Annotated in this window: 27 protein-coding genes; 9 read left to right on the forward strand and 18 right to left on the reverse strand. The window is 37.0% G+C overall.

Annotated features, from left to right (window positions below; all coding sequences use genetic code 11):
* Window positions 1-37 precede the first annotated feature (37 nt).
* Window positions 38-598 carry a gliding motility-associated peptidyl-prolyl isomerase GldI gene (gene gldI / locus GFO_RS03735; protein WP_011708700.1) on the reverse strand — a complete coding sequence of 187 codons (561 nt, stop codon included), beginning with the start codon at window positions 596-598 and terminating at the stop codon, window positions 38-40.
* Window positions 595-1,611 (reverse strand): DHH family phosphoesterase, encoded by a 1,017-nt coding sequence (locus GFO_RS03740; protein WP_011708701.1) that lies wholly within the window; start codon window positions 1,609-1,611, stop codon window positions 595-597. Before GFO_RS03740 ends, gldI begins: the two co-directional genes overlap by 4 nt.
* Before the next feature lie 77 nt (window positions 1,612-1,688).
* Here GFO_RS03740 and GFO_RS03745 point away from each other — a divergent pair, with 77 nt between their 5' ends.
* Together GFO_RS03745 and GFO_RS03750 are read left to right on the forward strand one after the other, a co-directional pair.
* Entirely contained in the window at window positions 1,689-2,705 is a 1,017-nt protein-coding gene (locus tag GFO_RS03745; protein WP_011708702.1) for an alkaline phosphatase D family protein, read from the forward strand.
* Between the two features lie 75 nt (window positions 2,706-2,780).
* Window positions 2,781-3,200, forward strand: a complete 420-nt coding sequence (locus GFO_RS03750; protein WP_011708703.1) for a nucleoside-diphosphate kinase — start codon at window positions 2,781-2,783, stop codon at window positions 3,198-3,200.
* 261 nt (window positions 3,201-3,461) lie between these two features.
* Here GFO_RS03750 and GFO_RS03755 read toward each other — a convergent pair whose 3' ends face one another.
* The 3 genes from GFO_RS03755 to recF are packed head-to-tail and all read right to left on the reverse strand — an operon-like array spanning window position 3,462 to window position 5,258.
* Window positions 3,462-3,764: a DciA family protein gene (locus GFO_RS03755; RefSeq protein ID WP_011708704.1), complete on the reverse strand. Its 303-nt coding sequence runs from the start codon at window positions 3,762-3,764 to the stop codon at window positions 3,462-3,464.
* Window positions 3,742-4,182, reverse strand: a complete 441-nt coding sequence (locus GFO_RS03760; RefSeq protein WP_011708705.1) for a lipocalin-like domain-containing protein — start codon at window positions 4,180-4,182, stop codon at window positions 3,742-3,744. The genes GFO_RS03755 and GFO_RS03760 overlap by 23 nt, the downstream gene beginning before the upstream one ends.
* Window positions 4,179-5,258: a DNA replication/repair protein RecF gene (recF, locus tag GFO_RS03765; RefSeq protein WP_011708706.1), complete on the reverse strand. Its 1,080-nt coding sequence runs from the start codon at window positions 5,256-5,258 to the stop codon at window positions 4,179-4,181. The genes GFO_RS03760 and recF overlap by 4 nt, the downstream gene beginning before the upstream one ends.
* Before the next feature lie 147 nt (window positions 5,259-5,405).
* Between recF and GFO_RS03770 the strand changes: the two genes are divergently transcribed.
* From GFO_RS03770 to GFO_RS03800, 7 genes are all read left to right on the forward strand, one after another.
* Entirely contained in the window at window positions 5,406-6,179 is a 774-nt protein-coding gene (locus GFO_RS03770) for a tetratricopeptide repeat protein (protein WP_011708707.1), read from the forward strand.
* Window positions 6,180-6,323: 144 nt separating this feature from the next.
* The gene (gene ribH, locus GFO_RS03775) at window positions 6,324-6,830 is read left to right on the forward strand and encodes a 6,7-dimethyl-8-ribityllumazine synthase (RefSeq protein WP_011708708.1); all 507 of its coding nucleotides are present in this window, start codon (window positions 6,324-6,326) and stop codon (window positions 6,828-6,830) included.
* Window positions 6,831-6,947: 117 nt separating this feature from the next.
* On the forward strand, window positions 6,948-7,241 hold the full coding sequence (locus tag GFO_RS03780) for a hypothetical protein (protein WP_011708709.1): 294 nt from the start codon (window positions 6,948-6,950) through the stop codon (window positions 7,239-7,241).
* Window positions 7,242-9,095, forward strand: a complete 1,854-nt coding sequence (gene mutL, locus GFO_RS03785) for a DNA mismatch repair endonuclease MutL (protein WP_011708710.1) — start codon at window positions 7,242-7,244, stop codon at window positions 9,093-9,095. It begins immediately after the preceding gene.
* Complete coding sequence (locus tag GFO_RS03790) at window positions 9,095-9,844, forward strand: rhomboid family intramembrane serine protease (RefSeq protein WP_011708711.1); 750 nt, start codon at window positions 9,095-9,097, stop codon at window positions 9,842-9,844. Before mutL ends, GFO_RS03790 begins: the two co-directional genes overlap by 1 nt.
* Window positions 9,844-10,743 (forward strand): rhomboid family intramembrane serine protease, encoded by a 900-nt coding sequence (locus GFO_RS03795; RefSeq protein WP_011708712.1) that lies wholly within the window; start codon window positions 9,844-9,846, stop codon window positions 10,741-10,743. The genes GFO_RS03790 and GFO_RS03795 overlap by 1 nt, the downstream gene beginning before the upstream one ends.
* Window positions 10,744-11,778 (forward strand): endonuclease/exonuclease/phosphatase family protein, encoded by a 1,035-nt coding sequence (locus GFO_RS03800; RefSeq protein WP_011708713.1) that lies wholly within the window; start codon window positions 10,744-10,746, stop codon window positions 11,776-11,778. It abuts the gene before it with no gap.
* On the opposite strand, the gene GFO_RS03805 is transcribed toward GFO_RS03800, so the two are convergent.
* From GFO_RS03805 to GFO_RS03865, 13 genes are all read right to left on the reverse strand, one after another.
* Window positions 11,758-12,408, reverse strand: a complete 651-nt coding sequence (locus tag GFO_RS03805) for a WbqC family protein (RefSeq protein WP_011708714.1) — start codon at window positions 12,406-12,408, stop codon at window positions 11,758-11,760. The genes GFO_RS03800 and GFO_RS03805 overlap by 21 nt on opposite strands.
* A 5-nt stretch (window positions 12,409-12,413) precedes the next feature.
* Window positions 12,414-13,976 (reverse strand): signal peptidase I, encoded by a 1,563-nt coding sequence (gene lepB / locus GFO_RS03810; RefSeq protein ID WP_011708715.1) that lies wholly within the window; start codon window positions 13,974-13,976, stop codon window positions 12,414-12,416.
* A gap of 51 nt (window positions 13,977-14,027) precedes the next feature.
* The gene (gene dapB / locus GFO_RS03815; RefSeq protein ID WP_011708716.1) at window positions 14,028-14,747 is read right to left on the reverse strand and encodes a 4-hydroxy-tetrahydrodipicolinate reductase; all 720 of its coding nucleotides are present in this window, start codon (window positions 14,745-14,747) and stop codon (window positions 14,028-14,030) included.
* A 1-nt stretch (window position 14,748) separates the two neighbouring features.
* A complete protein-coding gene (locus GFO_RS03820; RefSeq protein ID WP_011708717.1) occupies window positions 14,749-15,339 on the reverse strand; it encodes a DUF5683 domain-containing protein in 591 nt (196 codons plus the stop codon).
* Window positions 15,329-16,234 carry a ParB/RepB/Spo0J family partition protein gene (locus tag GFO_RS03825; RefSeq protein ID WP_011708718.1) on the reverse strand — a complete coding sequence of 302 codons (906 nt, stop codon included), beginning with the start codon at window positions 16,232-16,234 and terminating at the stop codon, window positions 15,329-15,331. The genes GFO_RS03820 and GFO_RS03825 overlap by 11 nt, the downstream gene beginning before the upstream one ends.
* A 5-nt stretch (window positions 16,235-16,239) precedes the next feature.
* The gene (locus GFO_RS03830) at window positions 16,240-17,001 is read right to left on the reverse strand and encodes a ParA family protein (RefSeq protein WP_011708719.1); all 762 of its coding nucleotides are present in this window, start codon (window positions 16,999-17,001) and stop codon (window positions 16,240-16,242) included.
* A 154-nt stretch (window positions 17,002-17,155) separates the two neighbouring features.
* On the reverse strand, window positions 17,156-19,987 hold the full coding sequence (locus GFO_RS03835) for a M16 family metallopeptidase (protein WP_011708720.1): 2,832 nt from the start codon (window positions 19,985-19,987) through the stop codon (window positions 17,156-17,158).
* 179 nt (window positions 19,988-20,166) lie between these two features.
* Window positions 20,167-21,045, reverse strand: a complete 879-nt coding sequence (locus GFO_RS03840; RefSeq protein ID WP_011708721.1) for an SDR family oxidoreductase — start codon at window positions 21,043-21,045, stop codon at window positions 20,167-20,169.
* 84 nt (window positions 21,046-21,129) lie between these two features.
* The gene (gene scpA / locus GFO_RS03845; protein WP_011708722.1) at window positions 21,130-23,262 is read right to left on the reverse strand and encodes a methylmalonyl-CoA mutase; all 2,133 of its coding nucleotides are present in this window, start codon (window positions 23,260-23,262) and stop codon (window positions 21,130-21,132) included.
* A 5-nt stretch (window positions 23,263-23,267) separates the two neighbouring features.
* Window positions 23,268-24,677 (reverse strand): methylmalonyl-CoA mutase subunit beta, encoded by a 1,410-nt coding sequence (locus GFO_RS03850; RefSeq protein ID WP_011708723.1) that lies wholly within the window; start codon window positions 24,675-24,677, stop codon window positions 23,268-23,270.
* A 37-nt stretch (window positions 24,678-24,714) separates the two neighbouring features.
* Window positions 24,715-25,029, reverse strand: a complete 315-nt coding sequence (locus tag GFO_RS03855; protein ID WP_011708724.1) for an FtsB family cell division protein — start codon at window positions 25,027-25,029, stop codon at window positions 24,715-24,717.
* Window positions 25,030-25,048: 19 nt separating this feature from the next.
* Window positions 25,049-25,657 (reverse strand): uridine kinase, encoded by a 609-nt coding sequence (gene udk, locus GFO_RS03860; protein WP_011708725.1) that lies wholly within the window; start codon window positions 25,655-25,657, stop codon window positions 25,049-25,051.
* A gap of 144 nt (window positions 25,658-25,801) precedes the next feature.
* The gene (locus GFO_RS03865; protein WP_011708726.1) at window positions 25,802-26,272 is read right to left on the reverse strand and encodes a c-type cytochrome; all 471 of its coding nucleotides are present in this window, start codon (window positions 26,270-26,272) and stop codon (window positions 25,802-25,804) included.

Consider the following 26,272-nt stretch of genomic DNA (forward strand, 5'->3'; position numbering starts at 1 on the left):
GATCATCAACCGAAATTCGTTTTGGCGCACTTCATTCTTAATTATCGATTTCGTTGGTCGATTCCTCTTTTATATTGTGCAAAGTAACTTTTGCGGTAATTGGTACATTACTACCAATTTTATCTTTATCGCCGTAATATCCAAAAGCTTTATGAGAGGGGAAGAGAAAAGTTACAGTTTCGCCTTCCTTCATCAATTTTAAGCCCTGTCTTAATCCGGTAAATAGTTTCTCCTTATCCATGGTATATTCACGGGTAGGTTTTTCGCCTTCGGCATAAATAGAAGTTCCCTCTATACTTGAAATTGAATAGTCAAAAACTACTATATCTCCAAATTGAGGCGTTTTTGTGTTTAAACTATCTGTTGATTTATTATTGTAGAAATACCAGAATCCATCTGCAGAGGTTAGGTACTCCGTATCAGGATCTTTTCCCATTTGCTGCTTGATGTAATCTTCATCCCTGGCGATCATTTCTTTGTTTCTTTCTACAGACTCATCAATGTAGGAGCCGCTATTTTGAGAAACAGGACGTCGTGCTTCGGGAGATTTACAACCGATGGCTAAAAAGATCAGCATTATAACACTTAGAATTCTCATTTTTTTAGCTGTTCTGAGTATTGAGGCAAGATATCATTAAACTTTACAATGGTGTCATTCAGCGAGATGTCACTTTTTCCTCCGGCAGCATTAATATGACCGCCGCCCTCAAAATGAGCACGGGCAAATTTATTTACGTCAAAATCTCCTTTAGACCTAAATGACATTTTTATAAGATCTTCGTTCTCTTTCTCGATGAATATTACAGCGAATATTATTCCGTCAAGGGAAAGACCGTAGTTTACAAAGCCTTCAGTATCTCCTTTCTTAAAACTATGTTTGTTCAGTTCTTCTTGTGAAAGGCTTATATAGGCAGTTCTTAATTCTTTATTCACTTTTAAATTCTGAAGGGCTGTACCTAATAATTGCAGTTTATTTTCAGAATTGGTGTCATAAATATTATTATGAATTTGATCATTTTCAGCTCCTTTATCAATTAGATCTGCAATAACCTTATGAGTATCACTGGAAGTGGAGCTAAAACGAAAAGATCCGGTATCTGTCATGATCCCCGTATAAAGACAGGTAGCAATTTCCGGAGTAATTTTCTTGCTGGCTCTTAATTTATCTATGAATTTATATACCATCTCACAGGTAGAACTCATTTTAGAGTCACTATACGTATAATCGGCATAGTCTGAAGGCTCTTGATGATGATCTATCATAACAAAAACAGCATCTGATGCCAAAAGAGATTCCTGCATAGACCCACATCTGGAAAGGTTGTTAAAATCTAAAGTGAACACTATCTGAGCTTCAGCAATAAGTGCATCGGCTTTTTCTTTATCAGATTCGTAAATGATCACTTTTTCATTTCCCGGCAACCATTTTAAAAAATGAGGATAATCATTTGGCGCAATTACCGTCGCGTTATGACCTTTGTCTCGCAAGAAATGCATGAGTCCAAGTGTAGAACCCATCGCATCACCATCAGGACCTTTATGGGGGACAATAACTATATTCTCAGCTTTGGCCAGTTCGGCCGTTATTTCAAGTATTCTTGTATCTATCATATTCAGGGCTAAATATACAATTTAATAATACTTAAGAAATATCAGAAGCTTTAAATTTGTGTTGCAAAAACCAACTAATGAAAATATTATTCAAAATATTACCTGTACTTTTTCTAATCTTATCCTGCGGAAGTTCATCTTCGGCAAATAAAGAAACTGAATCAGATTTCGTCATTGCTTTTGGAAGTTGTAATCGGGAGGATGAGTCACAATTGTTATGGAAACCTATTCTGAAAAATCATCCCGACGTTTTTTTATGGGGCGGAGATAATATTTATTCTGATACCGATAATGCTGAAATTATGAAAGCTGCATATCAGAAACAAAAAAATAATCGGAACTATCAGAAATTACTTAATCAAGTGCCGGTACTTGGAATATGGGATGATCATGATTACGGACTGAATGATGGTGGTGAAGAATGGCATTTTAAAAATAGAAGTCAGCAGTTATTCTTAGACTTTATGGAGGTTTCTGAAGAAAGTCCGCGCAGGAGTAGGGAAGGCATTTATCATTCTGAAATTTTTAAAACTGAAAAAGGGAATGTGAAAGTAATTTTATTGGATACGAGGTACTTCAGAGATGAATTGATCAAAAGCGAAGATCCTAATAAAAGATATGAACCTTCAACAGGAACAGTGCTTGGAGAAGAACAGTGGAGCTGGCTGGAAGCGGAACTTGGAAATAGTGAGGTAGATTTTAACGTAATTCTTTCCAGTATTCAGATACTATCAGCAGAACACGGATTTGAAACCTGGGGAAATTTTCCTATGGAAGTTGAAAAATTGAAGGATCTTATTGTTGCTTCTAAAGTTAAAAATGTAATTCTGTTAAGTGGTGATCGGCATATTTCAGAATTTTCAGCAACCGAAGTTAGTGGTCTAAATTATCCTTTAATTGATTTTACTTCCAGCGGACTTACGCATACCTACGAAGAATTCAGCGGAGAACCCAATCAATATAGAGTAGGAGAGGTGGTGAAAAATAAAAGTTTTGGGATGTTAAGATTCAATTTTGATAAGAATGAAGTACGTCTTGAAATGAGAGGATTGAATAATAAGTTACAGCAGGATTATTTGCTTGAATTTCAGTAGTTGAACATAAAAGCTGAAAGCACTTGTATATGGTAAGGAATTATTTATTTTTGCAGCAAATTTAAAAACCATACAATGGCAGATAATAGAACATTCACCATGATTAAGCCAGATGCAGTTGAGAACGGGCATATTGGTGGAATATTGGACCAGATCACAGCTTCAGGATTTAGAATCGTAGCTTTGAAACTTACTCAAATGACTCAGAGAGATGCTGAGACTTTTTATGCAGTGCATAATGAGCGTCCATTCTTCGGGGAATTAGTTGAGTTTATGACTCGTGGTCCTATCGTTGCGGCTATTCTTGAAAAAGACAATGCCGTAGAAGATTTCAGAACCCTTATTGGCGCTACAAACCCAGAGGATGCTGCTGAAGGAACTATCAGAAAAAAATATGCAAAGAGCATTGGAGAAAATGCCGTTCACGGAAGTGATAGCGATGAAAATGCACAAATTGAAGGTGCTTTTCATTTTGCAGGTAGAGAAATGTTTTAAGTATAAAACATATTATTATAAAAATGCCGGACTCGCTTGTCGAAGTCCGGTTTTTTTATGCCTTTTGTTGAAATTTGTCAAACTGAGCGCAGTCGAAGTTTTAACCTGCCTTCGACTGCGCTCAGGCTGACAGTCATTGCAAGCGAAGCGAAAGGGAATGAGGCAATCTTAATTACGATAATTGGAATAATTAGACTGCTTCAGTCATTTCATTCCTTCGCAGTGACAGTTAATTTTAAAAGCTCACTACCTCACTATTCACTACCTCAAAACAAGTTTAGAAATAAGATCCCTACCCATTGCTTCGTTGAGGTTTCTAATGATTTTTTCCTTGCCATAACTTAATTCTTCTCGCAGAACTGAAGAACTTAATTGTACAAAAAGAGTGTCATTCTTGAGTTTTAATCCGGTAGTATATTTTTCTATTGCCGGACCCATCTGGTTATTCCAAACATCCCGAACTTTAACCTCATTAAGGCCTTTTTTATCCAGTTTGTTCTCATCAACGAAACTTTTGAGCAAATCGCCCAATTTCATCTCCTCATTCTTTCGTTTCTTCTTCATTTTTGCTTAGTAAAGGTTCGTATCTCTGGTAGTAGTATTTTTTATCGTCTCTGTTTAAGACCACTAAATTTTCTTCAGTGGCTTCCAAAACTTCTTCTTTCCATTCATCAAACGGAGTGGAATAATATAGTATAAGCTTATTTTCTTCAATTTTGGCGGTAATTTTTTCTGAATCGTTAGAAGCTTTAATAAAACCACCATCAATTTTTGGTTTAAGTTTCTTCCTGAAACCTACGGTGTCTTTCACTTTTATATAATCTATATACTGACTCAGTCCATATTCTACGACAGAATCATTTTCTATTTCTACTTTCTCAATTTGCCAGTAACCGTTGAGGTTTTTCAATTGTTCATGCGGATCTTTATCTGAACAAGAAACGATTGTGAAAATTGAAAATAATAAGATCAGTTTTTTCAAAGCTTGAATATTTTATAAGATTGATTACTGCTTTTAACCACTTTTTCGGTTCTCTCGGCATGAGTATCGCTTAAGAATATTTGTCCCAATTCATCAGTAGCTACTAATGCTACGATATGGGCAACCCGGTTTTCATCCAGTTTATCAAAAATATCATCCAAAAGCAAAATAGGATTCACTTTGCTTATCTTTTTTATAAAGTCGAACTGAGCTAATTTTAAAGCAATCAAAAATGATTTTTGTTGTCCCTGAGAACCGAATTTTTTAATCGGATGACCTTCAATCTCAAAACTAAGATCATCTTTATGCGTTCCGACGGAAGTGTATTGTAAAGCCATGTCCTTCTGAAGGTTCTCTTCCAGCAGATTTGCAAGCGAATTATCAAAAAGCTGACTCTTATAATTTATATCAACTATTTCCTTATTATTGGTGATATCAGCATATCTCTTATTAAAAATTGGAATAAATTCTTTTAGAAATTCTTTGCGCTTTTCAAAAAGATCCTGGCCTAGACTACTCATTTGAAGATTATAGACTTCCAGTGTATCTCTTTCAAAAGTATTGTTGGCAGCGAAATATTTTAAAAGCGAATTTCGCTGTGATACCAATTTAGTGTATTGTAGAAGTTTATTCAAATAAGACTGATCACTTTGCGAGATCACTCCGTCCATAAATTTTCTTCGGGTTTCAGATCCTTCAATTATCAAATCCCTGTCTGCCGGTGAAATGATTACAGTAGGAATAAAACCAATATGATCACTTACTTTCTCGTAAGCCTTATTATTTCTTTTTATAATCTTTTTCTGACCTTTTTTGGCGCTGGCAAGGATCTTTTCGGCTTTATCATTTTTTTTGAATTCGCCCTCAACCACAAAAAAATCTGAATCATGATTGATATTCTGAGAGGTAATTGGGTTAAAATAACTTTTTCCGAAGGAGAGTAGATAAATACTATCCAAAACATTCGTTTTTCCCACCCCGTTATTTCCAACAAGGCAGTTGATCTTTTCATCGAAATCAAATTCAGCCGTCTTAAGATTCTTGTAATTTAGCAGGCTAAGATTTTTTAAGTGCATAAAGCGCTGTTTTTCAGCTGGAAATATAATAATTGATTAAAGTAGAACTGAGTTGCAAAAGGACTCCAAATTATTCAAAAAATACAAATATTTTATCTTTTAATTTTCACAAAAAATTATATTTTTGCGACGCATTAAAAATTTTTTATGGCAACGTATAAGAAAAGAGGATACAAGCCTTCCAATAAGGAGGAAAGAGAACAAACTACAGAACAGGAGTCTACAACGGCAGAAGTTTTTAATACTTTAGACGAAGGAGCAAGTAAGACTGAAACCTGGGTTGCCGATAATCAAAAGTATATTTATATTATTGTAGGGGTCGCTATTGTTGCCGTTTTGGGATATTTAGGATACAACCGTTTTATTCATGAGCCAAACCAGAATGAAGCTGCGAATGAAATGTCTCAGGCTCAGAATTATATGGCTTCCGCTTTACAGGCAAATGGAGCGCAGAGTGATTCTTTATATAACCTGGCCCTGAATGGTGGTGAAGGTAAATACGGATTTTTAGATATTATTGACAACTATGGCGGAACTGATGCTGCAAACCTTGCGCATTACAATGCTGGATTTGCATACCTTAGAACCGGGAAATATCAGGAAGCTATCGAGCAGTTAGAAGGTTTTGAAAGTGACGATGAGATATTTGCTGCTTTGGCAACCGGAGGAATTGGTGATGCTTTTATGCAATTAGAGCAGGCTGAAGAAGCTTTAGGCTATTATGAAGAAGCTGCAGAAATGAGAGCTAATTCATTTACAACGCCAAGATTTTTACTAAAGGCGGCTATTACGGCGATAAAGTTAGGTAAGGCAGATGCTGCGGAAGAGTACCTTCTTCAAATTGAAGATGATTATTCTGATGCTCCTGAGGCAGAAAAAGTGCCGATTTATCTTGGTCAGGCTCGCGCAATGAAAAATTAAAAGATGACTGTTCGTTAAACTATTTGGATTCTTGAAATGGAATCTGAATGTCACATCGAGCGCAGTCGAGATGTTTTATCCTTCGATTTCGCTCAGGATCACAAAAGAATAGAAATGTGAAAAACGGACACATTAAACTAAACTATGGCTACAGAAGGTAATAACCTTTCACAATACGATAAAAACACAATCCCAAACGCGAAAGATTTTCGGTTTGGGATTGTTGTTTCTGAGTGGAATGAAGAAATCACGGAAGGTCTTTTCCAGGGCGCCTTTGATGCGTGGATAGAAAATGGGGTTCAGAAGGAAAATATTGTTCGCTGGAATGTTCCCGGAAGTTTTGAACTTATCTATGGCTGTAAAAAAATGCAGCAAAGTTTTGAAATGCTGGATGCGATTGTTGCTGTAGGTAATGTTATACAGGGAGAGACCAAACATTTTGATTTTGTTTGTGATGGCGTAACCCAGGGCATAAAGGATCTTAATGTTCAAACAGATATTCCTGTGATATTTTGTGTTCTAACAGATAATAATATTGAACAATCCCGGGCACGTAGTGGAGGTAAACACGGTAATAAAGGAACTGAAGCTGCAATTGCTGCCATTAAAATGGCACAGTTACGAAAGGATGCTAAATTTTATAAAGGCTAATCTGGCCGCTCTTAGAGCTTCAAAACGGCATTGTTATTGCTTTCTTTATTAATACTCTAAGACTTCGGATTTTTGAAGCATTTTGAGTAAATTTGAATCAGCAAATAATCTACAGTTTTGAAAATCAATTTAGGTAAAATCAGGAAAAATACCAGGTATAACTATACTCCACGCTATTATAAAGGTAAGGATGCTGGTAATATCTATGATTTTGATTCAAAATTCAATAAATATAGAGAAACTACCAATGCTATAGATTTTGGTTCCCAGTGGGCTGAGGCACGAGATTCCAGTCGTCACCGGGGAAACCGAAGTATTAACAGACGAGTGGTTTATATTATTGTTATTTTACTTTTCATATGTTTGTGGATATTAGATTTTGATTTATCCATTTTCTCGAATCCCCGTTAAATGAGTGACATAATTCAACTGTTGCCCGATCACGTTGCCAACCAGATCGCTGCGGGTGAAGTGGTGCAACGGCCGGCCTCAGTAATAAAAGAACTTCTCGAAAATTCAATAGACGCAAAAGCCAGTCGCATTCAGGTGGTGATCAAAGATGCGGGCAAGACGCTTATACAGATCGTTGATGATGGAATAGGAATGAGTCTTACCGATGCCAGAATGAGCTTTGAAAGGCACGCGACTTCCAAGATAAAATTAGCCGATGATCTTTTTTCCCTTAAAACAAAAGGCTTTCGTGGCGAAGCACTAGCTTCTATTGCCGCTATTGCTCACGTAGAATTAAGAACAAAAACCGAAAACGATGAGGTAGGTACCTGTCTTAAAGTTGAGGGTAGTGAAGTAGTATCGCAGGATGCTTTTGTGACACCTAAAGGAACTAGTATAAGTGTAAAGAATCTTTTTTATAATATTCCCGCTCGTCGTAATTTCCTGAAATCAGATAACGTGGAAACACGTCATATCATTGATGAATTTCAACGTGTGGCTTTAGCACATCCCAATATTAGTTTTTCTTTATTGCATAACGGAAATGAACTGTTTCAGCTTCCAATAACCAATTTTAGACAGCGTATTACCAATATTCTGGGAGGAAAAACCAATGAGAAACTGGTGCCTGTTGAAGAAGATACCGAAATTGCAAAGATTTCAGGATTTGTTGGCAAACCGGAATTCGCGAAAAAAAGTCGCGGAGAGCAGTTTTTTTTTGTGAATGACAGGTTTATCAAAAGTCCTTATCTAAACCATGCCGTTACAGCTTCTTTTGAAGGTTTGCTGAAAGATAAGAGCTATCCCAGTTACTTTCTTTATCTGGAAGTAGATCCCAAGTCTATAGATATTAATATCCATCCAACTAAAACCGAAATAAAATTTGATGATGAGCATGCTTTATATGCGATTCTTAAGAGTTCTATAAAACATAGTCTTGGTCAATTTAATGTTGCTCCTATATTGGATTTTGAACGAGATTCTGAACTCGATACTCCTTATGACTATAAAAATAAGGAAGCCGATGCACCTCAGGTGGAAGTAGATCGTAATTTCAATCCTTTTCAGAATGAAGGGAGCTCTAAAACACAATTTTCGGGGGGGACTAATTTTAGAAAAGATAAACCTGCCGAATGGGAGAGTATTTATTCAGGAATGCAGTCTGAAACTGATACCGATATAGACATCCGTCATATTGAATTTGAGAGTGAAGAGGTGACAGGTAACTTGTTCGGGGCCAGGGAAGAACAAACAGAAAAATCTACCTTTCAGGTTCAAAAAAAATACATTGTTTCTACCCTAAAAAGTGGAATTTTGGTCATAGATCAGCATAGAGCGCATACAAGAGTGCTTTATGAGGAGTTATTGAAAAATATAACAGTCTCATCTGCTGTAAGTCAGCAGCTTTTATTTCCATTATTACTTCAATTTAATTCGCATGAAGTTGAAATGTTGAAAGAGATTAAAGATTCGCTGGAACAAACAGGATTTGTATTTTCATCTATCAAAAAAGAAGAGGTTGAAATTAGCGGAATACCCACATTGATTTCAGAAAGTGAAGTGGAGATTTTACTGGAACAGCTCATTGCCGATTTTGAAAAGGATGTCCCAGATAACGGATTTTCACAAACAGATCTGTTGGCAAAATCTCTAGCGAATTCTATGGCGGTGCGTTCAGGTACTTTATTGAATTCAGCCGAACAACAACATATTGTAAACCGATTATTTGCCTGTAAAGAACCGGCGCTTAGTCCATTTAATAAAACTGTGTTCACTACTTTATCTGTAGACGAACTGGATAAAAAATTTGCCTGATGGGAAGAATGACAGAAACCGTAAAGGTTCTCCTGATTATAAATGTAATTTTCTTTATTGGTAGCCAGCTAATTGGTGACGTGGCGTACGAATATTTCGCATTATGGTTCATTAAGAATCCAAACTTTGAATTCTGGCAGATTATCACCCATATGTTCATGCATGGTGGGTTTATGCATATTTTGTTTAATATGTATGCTTTGTGGGCCTTTGGTAGCCCCATTGAGCAAATGCTGGGTCAGAAGAGGTTTGTATTCTTTTACTTCTCAGCCGGTATAGGTGCAGCACTTTTGCATACTTTAGTTAATTATTATGCTTATCAAAAAGGATTTAACGGGCTGCTAGAATTAGGATGGACTCCACCTGAAATCATGAGTTTTGTGGAACAAGCCTATGCTTCTAATAGATTTAGGATCCCAGAGGGAATAGATGAAGGAACTTTGCGAGCTATGTTGGAAGCATTTTCTTCCCCGGCCGTAGGAGCATCTGGTGCTATTTATGGAATCCTGGTAGCATTTGGAATGATGTTTCCCAATGTAGAACTATTTCTGCTTTTTGTGCCAGTGCCAATTAAAGCCAAGTATTTTATTCCCGGAATAATTGCCTTAGATTTGTTTTCAGGTTTCACCGGATATTCTTTATTTGGAGGCTCCATTGCTCATTTTGCGCACGTTGGAGGGGCTTTATTCGGCTTTATAATGATGTATTATTGGAAGAAGAATCAATTTAACGACAATCGCTGGTATTGATGAGATCATCAGATAGAATTAGATATAAGATCCAGACCGCTACGGTCACAGAAAAGCTCATTGCTATTAATGTGCTGGTGTTTATATTGTTTTTTCTATTAAGAACCATTGCTTATCTCTTTCAGGTTCCTTCAGAATTTCTGGTTGAATGGTTTGTTTTCCCGAAAGAACCGATGGAATTTTTAATGAAGCCGTGGTCTATCATTACCTATTCATTTCTACATAGCGGGATCTGGCATATTTTATCGAACATGCTGATCTTATATTTCTCCGGAATTTATTTTTTGAATTACTTCTCTCCCAGAAGATTGCTTAATTATTATTTTTTAGGGGTGATCATTGGAGCTTTGGTTTATATGTTAAGCTATAACCTATTTCCTGCCTTCCAGGGCACCGGGCGTTCGTATCTTATGGGAGCTTCTGCGGGGGTTATGGCTGTTTTGATAGGGATTGCTACTCATATACCAAATATGAGAGTACGGCTCATGATTATTGGAAATATAAAGTTCTGGTGGATCGCAGCTTTTTTACTGGTTTTGGATATTATTCAAATTCCCATGGGAAATGCGGGGGGTCACCTTGCTCACTTGGGAGGGGCAGCACTTGGGTATTTATATACCAATCAGCTTAAAAAAGGAAATGATATAGGGAAATGGTTTGAAAATATTATGGATTCTATAGCAGCACTTTTTAAGCCAAGGGAACGTAAAGCACGAATGAAAACAGTTCATCGCACAGGAAAGACTGCAAAAACAACACAAAAAACTAAAAGCAAGTTTGATAAGAACGAAAAGCAAAAACGGGTAGATGCTATTCTGGACAAGATTAGCAAAAGTGGTTATGAAAGTTTAAACAAAGAGGAAAAAGACTTTTTGTTTCAGGCCGGAAAAGAAGACTAAATGAAGAAATTAGGACTCTTTGATAAATTCATATTTATTCTGAATTCCCTTGCGGCAACAGCACTGCTTTTCTCTTATTTACTACCACTTATTCCCCCTAAGTCATTTCCATTACTTTCAGTGTTAAGCCTCGGAGTGCCGGTACTTATTATCCTCAATGCGTTATTTCTGGTTTACTGGGTTTTTAGAATGAAAAGGCAGGTTTTACTCTCATTAATTGTTCTCATTCTTGGATATAACCATGTTACAAGTTTTGTAAAGTTTTCGGGAGCTGAATCTGATGGAGCAGATGTCTCAGACTTTTCATTAATGAGCTATAATGTAAGAATGTTCAATGCTTATGAGTGGTCTGATAGAAAAGATATTCCTGAAAAGATTACCGGGTTTATAAAAGAAAATAATCCGGATATTCTGTGTGTTCAGGAGCATTATATTGGAGCTGCGGCACTTTCTGAGGTCTATCCTTATGAATATATAAAACTGAAGGGAAAGAATGCAGAGTTTGGTTCTGCTATCTTTTCAAAGTATCCTATCATTAACCAGGCTTCCCTGGATTTTCCTCACGACGGAAATAACAACGCGATTTTTACAGACCTTGTGATAGATAAAAAGGATACGGTACGCGTTTATAATGTTCATTTTCAGTCATTAAATATTAAACCGGGAATTGATGATCTTCAGAAAGAAGACTCAAAGAAGCTTCTGGGACGTATAGGGTATGGATTTTCCCTTCAGCAGGAGCAAGCTGAAATACTGTTAGCCGATATAAAAAAATCGCCTTACAGAACCATTATCGCCGGAGATTTTAATAATACAAGCTTTTCATATATCTATGATTTGATAAAACAGGATGATAGATTTAATGATGCTTTTCTGGAAGCCGGCTCCGGTTTTGGGAAAAGCTTTAAGCTGAATTACTTTCCGTTACGTATTGATTTTCTCTTGATAGAAAATAATATGAAAATTAATGAATTCAGGATATTGGATATCGACTATTCAGACCATTACCCGGTTTTAACCAAAATTGGGCTTTAATTCCTGAGACTGTAGATAAGTTAGGGCGGTGTTTCCTTCATTAAAGATAAGGTCCAGGATAGAAAGGTTAGGCAGAAATCCTTCTTTAGACTCAAATACCTGTGTATATGGTGTATTACTGAAACCCTTGTTGGATTTGGCATTTATCAAACTCCTTAAATCGGTTTGGTCTTTTGGTTTCAGAATAAATTCATCAGACTTTTCAAAATTGAAGTCAATTTGAAGACAATCTGCCACAAACTCCATGCATTGATAATTTAGATCTAATAAATATTTGAATTCTTTGTGATAGATAGGATATAATTCATCTTCATAAAATTCGAAGAACGGAGAAGTTTGATAAGACGCTTTAAAGGCTCGCCAATGTTGCTTTTGCCATTCAAAATCATTTTCAATCTGGATATCCTTATATTTCTGATGCCCCTTATGACTTAAGCCTAACGAAGAACTATGTCTTATCGGGATGTTAAGTGTTAGTTTACCATTAGCATCATAGATATACATCCTGTTCCTATAGGTCTGCTTTTGATAATTGTCCTCATTTTCAAAAAGGACCTTTTCAGCATTTACATAAGCGACCCATTGGCTAACAGGCCCAAAATAGGAAGGATGTAGTAAAACAGACTTCATAGATCTTAAGCTTCTCTACGTTTCTTAAAATATCTCCATCCGAAGAATATTACCAGTATAATTAGGAAATAGGGCAGGAAGGACGTTGGTTCGCCATCACCTTTAACAGTGGTAAAAACCCTCTCCCATCTAATTTTATCAAATCCGCTGGCATTAGAATCCCAGCTCAACCATATAAATACAGGTTTTCCTACGATGTGGTTTGCCGGAACATAGCCCCAGGTTCGGCTATCTTCTGAATTATTACGGTTGTCACCCATAAGCCAGTAATAGTCCTGTTGGAAGGTGTAGCTGGTTATAGGCTGCCCATTTAATAAGACCTGGGTTCCATTAATTTTAAGTTTGTTAGTTACGCCAAATTCAGATCCTTCATAGGTTTCAATAATTTCCTTGTAGAAGGCCATACTTTCCGGAGTTATATCCACAGTAACACCTTGTTTAGGAATATAGATAGGGCCAAGATTGTCATTATTCCAGTTGCGTTTTCCGTCATTTGGAAATAAACTCGCATTCTTAACACCTGCCGAATCTACATATCTTCTAATACTGGCAACATTTGGATGGTTTTTGAATCTCTCTAAAGTCTCTTCAGATAAAGATTGAATAAAAAATCCGTTATTTTCTAAATACCCAAAACCATCGGTGATATCGTAAAGTTTATAGAGATTATATGGATCAAATCTATTCCCTTTTGTTTTACCTACATACGAGAATTGTGGTTTAGCTCGATCTGGAAGTTCCAGTTGTTTTCCATTTATATGAACATAACCATTAATTACGGAAAGAGAGTCTCCGGGAACCCCTACAGCTCTTTTAACGTAATTAGATTTCTTGTCTATCGGTTTTGCATAGTGTTTTCCAGATCTGTCAAAGAATTTCCTAACGGTATCTACAGGCCAGTTGAAAACAACTATGTCATTACGTTCAACCTCTTCAAATCCCGGGAATCTTAAATATGGAATCTGAGGTTTGTTTAAGTAAGACTTTACTCCAAGAAAAGGAATGGTATCATGCACCATGGGAAATGCTACCGCTGTTTTTGGCACTCTGGCACCGTAATGAAATTTACTTACAAAAAGAAAGTCCCCAACCAGTAAAGTTTTCTCCAGAGAGGAGGTTGGAATGGTAAAAGGCTGCATAAAGTACGTGTGTACAATAGTGGCTGCGATTACTGCAAAAAGGATAGAACTTATCCATTCACCGGCTTCAGTTCTTGGTTTTAGATCCCTGTCTACGATATACGCATTCTCAGTAGCATAATTTACATAATAAATGTAAAGACCAAGTGTGAGAATTACCCCAAAAGTTTCTGCGGTTGAATTACGTCCAAAACTCCGTATGGTTTCTACCCAAATAACCGGAATGATGATCAGGTTTACAATGGGAATAAACATCAAAATAACCCACCACCATGGACGGTTAATGATCTGCATTAGAATCACCGCATTATAGACCGGTACGGCTGCTTCCCAGGCCTTTCTACCGGCTCGTTGATATAATTTCCAGGTCCCCAAAAAATGAACTACCTGAATAAGCAGGAAGAAAATAAACCATTCGGTAAAAGTCATATTTAAAAGTCTTTATAGTATAAGGCTGGATACGCCTCTAAATGTTACATTTTAATTTTTAAAAAGATCTGAAAGTACATCTTTCATAGTGAAAATCCCAGTTTTGTCTTTGAGGTATTCAGCAGCTACAACCGCTCCAAGGGCAAATCCCTGTCTGGATTTAGCGGTATGGGTAATTTCAATTTTATCTATAGAAGATTCATAGGTTACCGTGTGAGTCCCAGGAACATTCTCTTCTCTTTTAGCATGAATGGGAATTTCATCTTCATCAGCCTCATCAAGCTGCCATCCTTTTAACTTTGAATTCTGCTCAAGTATTTGCTGTGCCAGAGTGATGGCTGTGCCACTGGGCGAATCTAGTTTTTGTAAATGGTGTATCTCTTCAATATCAACCGAATAATCTTCAAGCCCCTGCATCATTCCCGCAAGTTTTTGATTGAGTTCAAAGAACACATTCACACCTAAACTGAAATTAGACGCATAGATAAATGCTGAATCCTCTTTTTTACAAATTTCACGTGCTTTCGCGTAATCATCCAACCAACCCGTTGTTCCGCTCACTACAGGAATCGCATGTTTAAAACAGGTTGTGATATTCTTGAAAGCCGCTTTCGGGACACTAAAATCTATAGCGACATCAATTTCAAAATCATTTAAATCATGATTTTCAATATCGTCGTCAAGTTTGAAAACTATCTTATGATCACGGTTTTTAGAAATTTCTTCTATTGTTTGCCCCATTCTGCCGTAACCTAAAAGCGCTATATTCATACTAGAATCTGTAATTAAGAGTAAGTCCGTAATTTGTTTTTCCTGAAAAGGCATCATAATCAAGACCTGGTTTTACCGAAAGATCTTCATCAACATTAAATTGTCTCAAATGTGCTTCTACATTAGCGTCAATGATATTTAGGATGTAAACACCAACGGTAACCAGAATAGAGATTTCCTTATTTTTCTGAAAAAGCTCCTGCGCCCTGATCAACCCGTCTGTAGTAATTCTTTGTTTTCCATCAACTGTAAACTCATCCGGTCTTCCCGCCAACCTGTTTTTATAGGCATCCCGATATCTATCATAATCCTTATCATTTTTCAGGTAAAAATATACGCCCGTACCTAAACCCCCGTAAGCGATGGGAATTTTCCAGTAACTTCCATTATACGCCTGACCTAAACCCGGTAAAATTGCTGAATAAAAAGCAGCTTTTGCGGGAGCCAAAGCATTATAAGGTTCATAATCTTTTTCTTTCAATTCTTTTTTCGAAGCATTTTCAGAAGTGATCGCAAGCGAATCCTGTTGTGCGGAAGCTATTGAAAAGCTCACTAGAAAAATAGAAAGTAAAAATGTGACGCTATTCTTCACCCCGAATTAGTTTTTTGATTCTTTCGAAATCTTCTTCGGAAGAAAATGGAATAGTTAATTTACCGCTACCTTTTTTAGTGACTTTCACATCAACCTTGGCTCCAAGATATTCAGTAAATTCTTTAATGCCTTTTTTATAGGTTTTTGGAACGGCAGCTTTTTTTGAAATAGCTGAAGCCGGTTTCCCTTCAGCATTTAATTCACGAACCAATTGTTCTGTTTCTCTAACAGAAAGGGATTTCTGAAGAATTTTTTCGTAAATCTCCAGTTGCTTCTGGGTATCGTTAATATTTATAAGCGTTCTACCATGTCCCATACTTAAAAAACCATCTCGCATTCCTGTTTGAATGATCGGATCAAGCTTTAAAAGTCTTAGGTAATTTGCAATCGTAGAACGGTTTTTTCCAATACGTTCACTTAACTGTTCCTGAGTTAGTTGAATTTCGTCTATTAAACGCTGATAGGACAAAGAGATCTCAATAGGATCAAGATCCTGTCTCTGGATATTTTCTACCAGAGCCATTTCTAAAGATTCCTGATCGTTGGCAATCCTTATATAAGCCGGAATGCTATCTAAGCCAACAAGTTTAGAAGCTCTAAATCTTCTTTCACCAGAGACCAGCTGAAATTTACCAAAATCCAGCTTTCTTACGGTAATTGGCTGGATCACACCTAATTCACGTATAGATGAAGCAAGTTCTTTTAATGAATCTTCGTTAAAACTGGTTCTTGGCTGAAACGGATTTACTTCAATAGAAGACATTTCCAGTTCCACAATATGACCAACCAACTTGTCGGCATTTTTATCCTCAGCAGATTTTATATCATTATCGGGATCTTTCAGTAATGCTGAAAGTCCTCTTCCCAATGCTTGTTTTTTGGTAGCCTTAGCCATTTGTATTAGTTTTTCTTGATAATTTCATGTGCCAGGCTTAAATAATTGCTGGCTCCTTTGCTGGAAGCATCATAGTTAATAATGCTTTCTCCATAACTGGGCGCTTCACTTAAACGTACATTTCGCTGAATGATTGTTTCAAAAACCATTTCATCAAAATGTTTCTTAACTTCTTCTACCACCTGGTTGGAAAGTCTTAACCTTGAATCATACATCGTTAATAAAAGACCTTCAATATCCAGTTTGTTATTATGAATCTTTTGCACACTTTTTATGGTATTCAATAGTTTACCTAAACCTTCAAGAGCGAAATATTCACATTGAATTGGAATAATCACAGAATCTGACGCAGTTAGTGCATTCAGTGTTAATAGCCCTAAAGAAGGAGCACAGTCAATTAAAATAAAATCATACAGATCTCTTAAGGGCTCAATGGCTTTCTTTAGCATCGATTCCCTGTTTTCCTGATCTACCAGTTCAATCTCAATAGCCACCAGGTCAATATGTGCAGGAATAATATCGAGATTTGGAGAGCTGGTTTTTTGTATAGCCTTTTCAGCTTTTATGGAGTGTTCCAGTAGTTGATAGGTGCCATTCTCTACCTCTTCAACGTCTATTCCCAGACCTGAAGTTGCATTGGCCTGAGGGTCGGCATCAATCAATAATATCTTTTTTTCCAGAACCCCAAGCGATGCTGCAAGGTTAACGGATGTTGTGGTTTTACCCACGCCTCCCTTTTGGTTGGCAATAGCAATGATTTTACCCATTAAAAGTGTATGATTTTTGAAAGGTAAAAATACAATTTATTATAGGTTTAGAAAATGAAATTGTTAACAGGTTGAGAAGAACTTTTAAAGAAAAACCACCAGCAGAATCAGTTTCTGGTGGTGGTTTGTTTATAAGTTTAAAAAATTAACGACTTTATTCAGCAGAAGATTTTTCTGTTTCAGGCATTAATACTCCAAGTAAGTAGTTAGAGTCAAGATATTTATTAGCCATTTTTTGAAGATCTTCTACTTCAAGATCTTCTACCATATCATTAAATTGGTTGATTCTTGTTATCTCATATCCTTCAACTTCTGCTTTCTCAATTTGATCCAGCCAGAATTTGTTTTCCTTGAGCTGCTCTTTTCTCTGAACCTTAAAGGTTTCTTTGATCTTGGCAAGATCTTCTTGAGAAGGTCCGTTATTTCTAATTTTTTCGACTTCAGCTAATGCCGCATTCGTCAATTTCTCTACATTTTCGGGGCCACAAGGAAATGAAATGGAAAAGCTATAACTATCGTAAGGAATCTCAGACATGTTTCCTCGAGCGCCTACACCGTACACACCACCTTCTTCTTCTCTCAGTTGTTCCACAAGCTTAATGGTAAGAACTTCCCCTAGAGCGGTAAGAGCAAATTCGTCCTCTTTATCGTATTCTGTTTCTCCATTCCAAAGTATGGAAACCTGACTTTTAGGGTCTGAACCTTTATATACGGTCTTCTCTCTTTTAGAACCGGTGTCCTCTCTAAATTCCGGAGCTTCATAAACTTCCTTTGAATTTGAAGATGGTAAACTTGCGATATATTTTGTCGCATAATCCTTTAATTGCGCTTCATCCACATTTCCAACGAAGAAAAATGTGAAATCTGACGCATCTGCAAACCTTTCCTGGTACTTAGTATAAGCCAGATTATAATCCATCTCGTCATATTTTTCTGGAGTAGGGAAACCTGTATATCTTGGGTTACCTTCATTTCTGAATTTACCCAACTCATTCTGAAAATAGAAATTTGGATTGGACATCAAATTACCGAGAAAGTTTTTCTGCTTGGTTACAAATGACTGGTATGCTTCTTCATTTTTATTAAGACCTGTAAAATAAAGGTTAATCATTTGCATCATCGTTTCGAAATCTTTCGGTGTTGAAGTTCCGCTAAGACCTTCTGAATAAGAACCAATTTGAGGGCGAACATTCACAATCTTTCCACTCATCATTTTATTCAAATCATTCTTATCCAAGCCACCAATACCTGCTTCGCCTAGTCCGGCATTCGCAAATACTGTTGACTGGTATTCTTCGTCACTATATAAAGAAGTTCCTCCCTCACTATAAGCGGAGAAAAGAATCTCATCATTTTTAAAATCTGTTTTTTTATAAATTACTTTAGCACCATTACTAAGAGTAAGGGTGATAATGCCCAACTCATTATTTGCTTTAGAATCTGTAATAGATCCTTTGGGGGGCATATTAGTAATAAGATCTTCACGAACTTCCTCTTCTAAATATTCTTCGATCTCGGCATTTCCCACTTCATTAAGAACTGCAAGAACCTGCTTCTCAGTTATCTTTGCAACAGATTCTTTTTCGGGACCTGTTAATACAACCACTCTATTTTCTTCATGAAGAAAATCATTGATTAGACCATTAATGTTTTCAAGTTTGATAGCATCAAGATTGTTCTTGGCAAATTCGTAGGTCCATTCTGTTCCCGGGATAGGAGAGTCCTCAAGAAAATGGTTTACATACTGACCTATAATTCTATTGCTTTCCTGCTTGTCGCGGTCTTTAAAAGATTTCTCCAATCTGGCCAGATATTCTTTCTTTGCTCTCTCAAATTCAGAATTTTTAAAGCCATATCTTTTTACGCGCTCATTTTCAGTAACCAGAGCTTTTAAGGCTAGGAGCTGAGAATTTTCACCTGCCATGGCAAATGATTGATAAGCATTTTTCATCGGGGAATATGTGCCGCCATAATAAGAGAATCCATAGGTAAATGGAGGATTAGAGGAATTTGCTAATTCATCTAACCTATTGTTAATCATAGAAGAGAACATGCTTTGTTCCAATTGCTCCTTATAGTCCCCAATAGTTACAACATCCCTGGCCTTGTCCAGATCTTTATAATAGATTCTTACCTGACTGAAATTTGCATCGGGATCTGATGCAATTGCAACGAAAGTTTCATCGTGATTAGGAACGTCATATTCCTCTCTTTTTTTCGGGTCTTTTCGAGCTTCCAAGTTTGAGAAATGGGATCTAATTTTATTCTCGATGGTTTCAATATCCAGATCTCCCACAGCAATTACAGCCATTAATCCCGGGCGATACCAATCTTTATAAAAGCTTCTTACGGTTTCGTAATCTGCATTTTCAATTACTTCTTTCTTTCCAATAGGTAATCTCTCAGCATATCTTGAATTATACATAACCTTCGGTAGGTATTCCTGCATCATTCTTTTATCTGGGCCAAGACCAAGACGGTACTCTTCAAGTACAACGCCTCTTTCACCGTCTATTCCCTCTTCTGTAAGCAACGCATTATGAGCCCAGTCCTCGAGTATGGTAAAACCACTTTCAAGTTTTTCAGAATCATCACTTGGGATAGGAAGAATATAAACTGTTTCATCAAAGCTAGTGTAAGCGTTTAGATCTGCTCCAAATTTTACTCCAATACTTTGAAGATAATCCACCAATTCATTTTTTTCAAAGTTCTTGGTACCATTAAAGTTCATATGCTCAATGAAGTGGGCCAGGCCTTGCTGATCTTCATTTTCAAGGATAGAACCAGCCTTTATGGCAAGCCTTAATTCAAGTTTATCCTCCGGTTTTCCATTATTCCTGATGTAGTAGGTTAAACCATTGTCTAATTTTCCAATTTTGACATTGGGATCTACCGGAATTTTTTGTGTGTCGTTTGATTGAGCAACAGAAAAGCCTGTTACTATCAAAAGCAACATCCAAATGTTGCTGGATAGGTGTTTTTTCATAAATAATTATATAGGTGTTAATGAATTGGTGCCTAAGATAGGATTAATCTAAAAAACACTTGAATTTTGAGTTTTTTTTTACGTTAAAATTTTCACGCTCTCCTGTAAAAAAATACCGGATAGTATTGAGTCATCAATCTATCCGGTAAATAAGTAATTTAGAAAAGTATTTTACTCTATTAATTTTTCTTTGATTTAATCATGTTTTCTAACATATCCCACATTTCCTCTGGAACTGCTTCCAGTAAATTGAACTGGCCGGCACCTTTTAACCATTCTCCACCATCTATGGTAATCACTTCGCCATTTACATAAGCTGAAAAATCTGAAACCAAATAAGCCGCGAGGTTTGCCAGTTCCTGATGATCTCCAACTCTTTTGAGTGGAACTTTTTTGGCAAGGTCAAATTTCTCTTTTAGGTCACCCGGCAATAATCTGTCCCATGCGCCTTTTGTTGGGAATGGTCCCGGAGCGATCGCATTAGATCTAATTCCATATTTTGCCCATTCTACAGCGAGAGATCTGGTCATAGCAAGGACACCTGCTTTTGCAGTCGCGCTTGGAACTACATAAGCAGAACCTGTCCAGGCATAAGTGGTTACAATATTTAGTATCGTTTTATTCTCTTCTTTTTTATCTATCCAGTATTTTCCCAGAGCAAGTGTACAGTTTTTACTTCCTTTCAGCACAATGTCAATAATAGTATCAAAGGCATTTGCACTTAACCTTTCAGTAGGAGAGATAAAATTTCCTGCGGCGTTATTAAGAAGAATATCGATAGATCCAAATTCGGTGATTACCGCATCACGCATAGCTTCCACCTGATCGTAATGTCTAACATCACATTGAACTGCAAAACATTTTCCGCCGGTTTCCTCTTCAAGCTCTTTTACGGTATTTTCAAGTTTCTCAATATTTCTGGAAGTGATCGCAACCTTGGCTCCCAGTTCCAGAAAATATTTGGTCATTGATTTTCCGAGTCCGCTTCCGCCTCCGGTAACGATGATATTTTTTCCTTCGAGCGCATCGTCTCTAAGCATTTTTTTCTTTAGATCCATGTTTTTCAGTATTCAGTATTCAGTATTCAGTTGGCAGTATTTAAAAAGAAGCTTACTGCAAACTGTGACTGCTTACTTGTTAATTTATTCGTCAATCAATATTTCCAACAACTGAGTTGCCGCATCGCTAATTTTAGTTCCAGGACCAAATACGGCAACGGCTCCAGCGTCAAAAAGGAATTGATAATCCTGTGAAGGAATTACTCCACCTACGATCACCATAATATCTTCTCTACCTCGTTTTTTTAGCTCTTCAATAACCTGCGGAACCAGTGTTTTATGTCCGGCAGCTAATGAAGACACGCCTAAAATATGAACATCGTTCTCTGTAGCCTGTTGCGCAGCTTCTGCTGGAGTCTGGAATAATGGCCCAATATCCACATCAAAACCAAGATCTGCATAACCTGTCGCAACTACTTTAGCCCCACGGTCATGGCCATCCTGACCCATTTTAGCGACCATGATCCTTGGTCTACGACCTTCCATTTCGGCAAATTTGTCTGCTAACGCTCTTGCTTCATTAAATGGACTATTATCTTTCATTTCTTTTGAATATACTCCGCTAAAAGATTGAATTTTCGCCTTATATCTTCCATAAATATCTTCCAAAGCGTCACTTATCTCCCCGAGACTGGCTCTTTCCCGGGCAGCTTCAACTGCCAGTGCCAGTAAATTACCATTTTCTTCTTTGGCAGCTTTTCTTAGATTTTCCAGTGCTTTTTCTACTATTTCATTATTTCTTTCAGCCCTTATTTTTTCAAGCCTGGCAACCTGTTGCTTTCTAACTGTTTGATTATCAACTTCAAGGGTTACCAGTTCATCTTCTTTGTCTAATCGATATTTGTTAACGCCTACAATAACATCGGTCTCACTATCAATTCTTGCCTGTTTTTTTGCGGAAGCTTCTTCAATACGCATTTTTGGAATTCCGGCTTCAATAGCTTTAGTCATTCCGCCAAGTTCTTCAACCTCTTCAATAAGCTTCCAGGCTTGTTCGGCAATCTGTTCCGTAAGTTTTTCGACATAGAAACTTCCTGCCCAGGGATCAACAGTTTTTGTAATATTTGTTTCTTGCTGAAGGTATAATTGGGTATTTCTGGCAATTCTGGCAGAAAAATCTGTAGGCAGCGCAATAGCTTCATCCAATGCGTTGGTATGTAAGCTCTGCGTTCCGCCGAAAGCAGCCGCAGCCGCTTCTATACAGGTTCTTGCTACATTATTAAAAGGATCCTGCTCTGTTAAACTCCATCCGCTGGTTTGCGAGTGAGTTCTAAGAGAAAGTGATTTTGAGTTTTTTGGATTAAATTGTTTTACCAGTTTAGCCCAAAGCATTCTTCCGGCTCGCATTTTAGCGATTTCCATAAAATGATTCATCCCAATGGCCCAGAAAAAAGAAAGTCGCGGGGCAAAGCTGTCAATATCCATTCCCGCATCTAAACCTTTTCGAATATATTCGAGTCCGTCGGCTAACGTATAAGCCAGTTCAATATCACAGGTAGCGCCTGCTTCCTGCATATGATACCCGGAAATACTAATACTGTTAAATTTTGGCATATTTTGAGAGGTGTACTCAAATATGTCTGAAATGATCTTCATGGAAGGAGTGGGAGGGTAGATATAGGTATTTCTTACCATAAATTCCTTTAAAATATCATTCTGAATAGTTCCTGATAATAATTCAGGTTTTACGCCTTGTTCTTCCGCAGCAACGATGTAAAAAGCCATTATGGGAAGTACTGCGCCATTCATGGTCATTGAAACCGACATCTTATCCAACGGAATCTGATCAAAAAGGATCTTCATATCTTCCACAGAATCTATGGCCACCCCGGCTTTTCCAACATCGCCAACCACACGATCATGATCTGAGTCATAACCACGGTGAGTTGGAAGGTCAAAAGCCACTGAAAGTCCTTTCTGACCGGCAGCAAGATTTCTTCGATAAAAAGCGTTGCTCTCTTCTGCGGTAGAAAACCCTGCGTATTGGCGAATCGTCCAGGGACGGCTCACATACATGGTGCTATAGGGTCCGCGTAAATAAGGTGGAATTCCTGCAGCAAAATTTAAATGTTCAGCATCTGAAATATCTTCCTTAGAATAAGAGGTTTTGATTTCTATTTCTTCGGGAGTTTTAAAAGTTTCCTTTTGCGATTCAGGTTTTCTCGTTGAAAACTCTTTATCCAAAAGGTTTATGTTTTGAAGGTCTTTGCGTTGCATACCTCTTAATTTTGTGGAGTTGGCTGGCTATTCTTTTCTTCTGCTAATTTCTTTTGCTCACGCTCTTCACTCAGCCGTTTTTCAAGTACAGGTTCTATCAAGGTTTTACGTGGGTTTTTCTTAAGGAAAGGATATAATTCGATATCCTCTTCCATTCTATCTTCAGGATTTTCAAATTTATTAGTCCCTATTAGTACTAATTCGGAATTATTAAATTTTTCCTGTTCTTCCGCAGCACTTTCTTTTATTTTTTTCTGAATAATCCCAGCTTTTAATTCTTTCAGGAAACCACCACCTTTTTCTATTTCTTTAAAGATTTCCAATGCTTTTTCAGCAAGCTGTCTGGTGAGCGATTCGATATAATAAGTGCCTTCAGCAACATTGCCAACTTTATCTAAATAGCTTTCATTTCTCATAATAAGCAATTGATTACGGGCAATTCTATCTCCAAAATTATTGTTCTTATGATAGATAGCATCGTAAGGCATGTTGCAGATGGAATCGGCTCCACCAAGGATTGCACTCATACTTTCGGTGGTGGTACGTAAAAGATTTACATTATAATCATATAAAGTTTTGGTACGCTTTGTTGGTTCAGCAATCACGTGACAGGTGGTGTTGAAATTAAATTCTTTTGCTACCGTTGCAAAAAGCCAGCGTAGAGCCCTGATCTTTGAAATTTCAAAGAAATAATCTGAGCCTACCGAAATATTGAACTGGAATGTGAATTTTGACCTTTGCTCTTCTGAAAATTCTATTTTTTCAAAATGATTTAAATACTCTGTTACCTGAGCCAGCGAATACGCTAATTGCTGTGGAATATTGGCACCTGCATTCTGAAACAATCCGAGATCGATACTAACTACCGACTCAATATTTGAAGAATTATTCAGAATAGTTTCAAGTGCTGAATGATCAGATTGTAAGTTTTCATACCAGTTTCCAGATCTGGCTAGATTTCCTATAATATCAGTCTGAAGAAATATTTTAAAATCTTTTTCAGAAATTAATTCATTCAGTTTCTGAACAAATTCAGCATCCAAAAATTCCAGATGTAGATATACTGAAAGACCAGCCGGAAGATCATTAAATAATTTAGCCAGGTCGATTTCCTTCTCAGGTAATATAAACCAGATGGCTTCAGTTCCTTTCTGAAGTTTCTCCAATGCTTTTTCATTGGCTGAATCTGCGGAAGAAACATAAATTTTTTCGCAAATATTCCAGTGTGCAGGATTTGAAACCTTTAAAGTTTCGGTAACATCTTCTGAAGAGTAAAATGGTTTAATATCAATGCCGTGAAGGGTTTTAGTGACCAGTTTCTCGTTATAATCGGCACCCTTTAGATCGGCCTGGATCTTTTGTTTCCATTGTTTTGCAGAAACTTCTTCAAAGTCCTGAAATAACAATTGTTTCATTCTTAGTTTGTTTTGAGTGGGAAAATTTTCGAAAAGTTTAGTTTACAGTATCATATTCTATAATGTAAATATCTTCATCAGATCTTTTCATATAGTATTTCTGTCTGGCGAATTTTTCAAGCTCTACTGAATCCTGAAGTTTTTCAATAACTGCCTTATCTTTCGAAATTTCCTTTTGATAATATTCTTTATTGTCCTGCAATTCATTTACCTCCTGATCCAGCTCATGATGGATAAACCATGAATTGGTGTCTAGAAAGAACATCCACCCGGCAAATACAAGACTTATCAGTATATATTTGTTGCTGATAAACCTAAACCAGGGTTTTTTACGCAGGTCTTTAAAATTCATACGCTTTAAATATACAAAATTAGGTTAAGCGATCCTTAATTATAGTCTGAACGATATCAACAGCAACTGTATTGTAGCGATTGGTCGGGATAATGATATCAGCGAACTCTTTGGTGGGTTCTATAAATTGTTGGTGCATGGGCTTTAGAGTAGTTTCATAACGCCATAAAACTTCTTCCAGGTCACGACCACGTTCTGCAATATCACGCTTTAATCTACGAATTAATCTAGCATCACTGTCTGCATGAACATAGATCTTAATGTCGAATAACTCACGAATTTCAGGATGAGTTAGAATAAGAATTCCTTCTACAATCACTACTTTTCTTGGCTGAATTTCTATAGTCTCACCCGTTCTATTATGTTCTTTAAATGAATAAACTGGCTGCTGAATAGAATTTCCTGCTCTTAATTCTCTTAAATGTTCCGCTAAAAGTTCAAAATCAATTGATTTTGGATGGTCAAAATTTATTTTTTTTCTGTCTTCAAAAGATAGGTGAGAAGTATCCTGGTAGTAAGAATCCTGTGAGATTACATCTACTTCTTCGTGTTTCAGTTCTTCTGTAATTTGATTTACTACCGTAGTTTTCCCACTTCCCGTACCACCGGCAATACCAATTATTAGCATAACGTTAAAATTTGCGCAAAGGTAATATTAGTTTTTAAAAATCTTTTGAAGATTCTTATTTCAATTTGTGATCACACGAATTGGATTGAAATTAAAAAACCGGACTGAGATTAGTCCGGTTTAGATTCTGAATATAAAAAGTCTTTATTCCGCACTTTCTTGAATAGCAGCAACTTCTTCTTCTGTAACCATATCATCAATATTATTACTCCAGGAATTCATTGCGTAATTCATAGCATCTGCAACTTCCTTATCGCTTAAGCCCATTGGGGTCATAATATTATCATATTTTTCACCGTTGACTTCTATTGGTCCCTGCATCCCATATTTTACGCCTCGTATGCTTTCTTCTCTTTTTTCGGTAAGCCAGTTAGAGCCATCGAGAGGAGGATAGGTGCCGGGAATTCCTTTTCCGTTTGGTAGGTGACAGGTGACACAAAGATCGTTGTATAGAACTTTTCCTCTTTCAATACTAGCAGTAAGCGGAGTCTTTTGGCTTGATTTTTCTGAAGACGGAATCACATAAGATTCTTCTTCAGGATCATTCTCCTTCTTGTCAGATTTACAAGCAATCATAGCAGTTGCCAATCCTATTACAAATAACAGTTTTCTCAT

It is taken from the genome of Christiangramia forsetii KT0803, from assembly GCF_000060345.1.
Classification (GTDB): Bacteria; Bacteroidota; Bacteroidia; order Flavobacteriales; family Flavobacteriaceae; genus Christiangramia; species Christiangramia forsetii.

Coding starts and splice junctions, on each gene's coding strand:
- GFO_RS03740 (WP_011708701.1), bottom strand. CDS start 1,611: ATGATAGATACAAGAATACTTGAAATAACGGCCGAACTGGCCAAAGCT.
- GFO_RS03805 (WP_011708714.1), bottom strand. CDS start 12,408: ATGAAGTCTGTTTTACTACATCCTTCCTATTTTGGGCCTGTTAGCCAA.
- GFO_RS03835 (WP_011708720.1), bottom strand. CDS start 19,987: ATGAAAAAACACCTATCCAGCAACATTTGGATGTTGCTTTTGATAGTA.
- recF (WP_011708706.1), bottom strand. CDS start 5,258: ATGCACTTAAAAAATCTTAGCCTGCTAAATTACAAGAATCTTAAGACG.
- gldI (WP_011708700.1), bottom strand. CDS start 598: ATGAGAATTCTAAGTGTTATAATGCTGATCTTTTTAGCCATCGGTTGT.
- GFO_RS03850 (WP_011708723.1), bottom strand. CDS start 24,677: ATGAAACAATTGTTATTTCAGGACTTTGAAGAAGTTTCTGCAAAACAA.
- GFO_RS03755 (WP_011708704.1), bottom strand. CDS start 3,764: ATGAAGAAGAAACGAAAGAATGAGGAGATGAAATTGGGCGATTTGCTC.
- GFO_RS03840 (WP_011708721.1), bottom strand. CDS start 21,045: ATGGATCTAAAGAAAAAAATGCTTAGAGACGATGCGCTCGAAGGAAAA.
- GFO_RS03865 (WP_011708726.1), bottom strand. CDS start 26,272: ATGAGAAAACTGTTATTTGTAATAGGATTGGCAACTGCTATGATTGCT.
- GFO_RS03770 (WP_011708707.1), top strand. CDS start 5,406: ATGGCAACGTATAAGAAAAGAGGATACAAGCCTTCCAATAAGGAGGAA.
- GFO_RS03825 (WP_011708718.1), bottom strand. CDS start 16,234: ATGGCTAAGGCTACCAAAAAACAAGCATTGGGAAGAGGACTTTCAGCA.
- mutL (WP_011708710.1), top strand. CDS start 7,242: ATGAGTGACATAATTCAACTGTTGCCCGATCACGTTGCCAACCAGATC.
- ribH (WP_011708708.1), top strand. CDS start 6,324: ATGGCTACAGAAGGTAATAACCTTTCACAATACGATAAAAACACAATC.
- GFO_RS03795 (WP_011708712.1), top strand. CDS start 9,844: ATGAGATCATCAGATAGAATTAGATATAAGATCCAGACCGCTACGGTC.
- udk (WP_011708725.1), bottom strand. CDS start 25,657: ATGCTAATAATTGGTATTGCCGGTGGTACGGGAAGTGGGAAAACTACG.
- GFO_RS03855 (WP_011708724.1), bottom strand. CDS start 25,029: ATGAATTTTAAAGACCTGCGTAAAAAACCCTGGTTTAGGTTTATCAGC.
- GFO_RS03790 (WP_011708711.1), top strand. CDS start 9,095: ATGGGAAGAATGACAGAAACCGTAAAGGTTCTCCTGATTATAAATGTA.
- GFO_RS03745 (WP_011708702.1), top strand. CDS start 1,689: ATGAAAATATTATTCAAAATATTACCTGTACTTTTTCTAATCTTATCC.
- lepB (WP_011708715.1), bottom strand. CDS start 13,976: ATGACTTTTACCGAATGGTTTATTTTCTTCCTGCTTATTCAGGTAGTT.
- GFO_RS03750 (WP_011708703.1), top strand. CDS start 2,781: ATGGCAGATAATAGAACATTCACCATGATTAAGCCAGATGCAGTTGAG.
- dapB (WP_011708716.1), bottom strand. CDS start 14,747: ATGAATATAGCGCTTTTAGGTTACGGCAGAATGGGGCAAACAATAGAA.
- GFO_RS03800 (WP_011708713.1), top strand. CDS start 10,744: ATGAAGAAATTAGGACTCTTTGATAAATTCATATTTATTCTGAATTCC.
- GFO_RS03830 (WP_011708719.1), bottom strand. CDS start 17,001: ATGGGTAAAATCATTGCTATTGCCAACCAAAAGGGAGGCGTGGGTAAA.
- scpA (WP_011708722.1), bottom strand. CDS start 23,262: ATGCAACGCAAAGACCTTCAAAACATAAACCTTTTGGATAAAGAGTTT.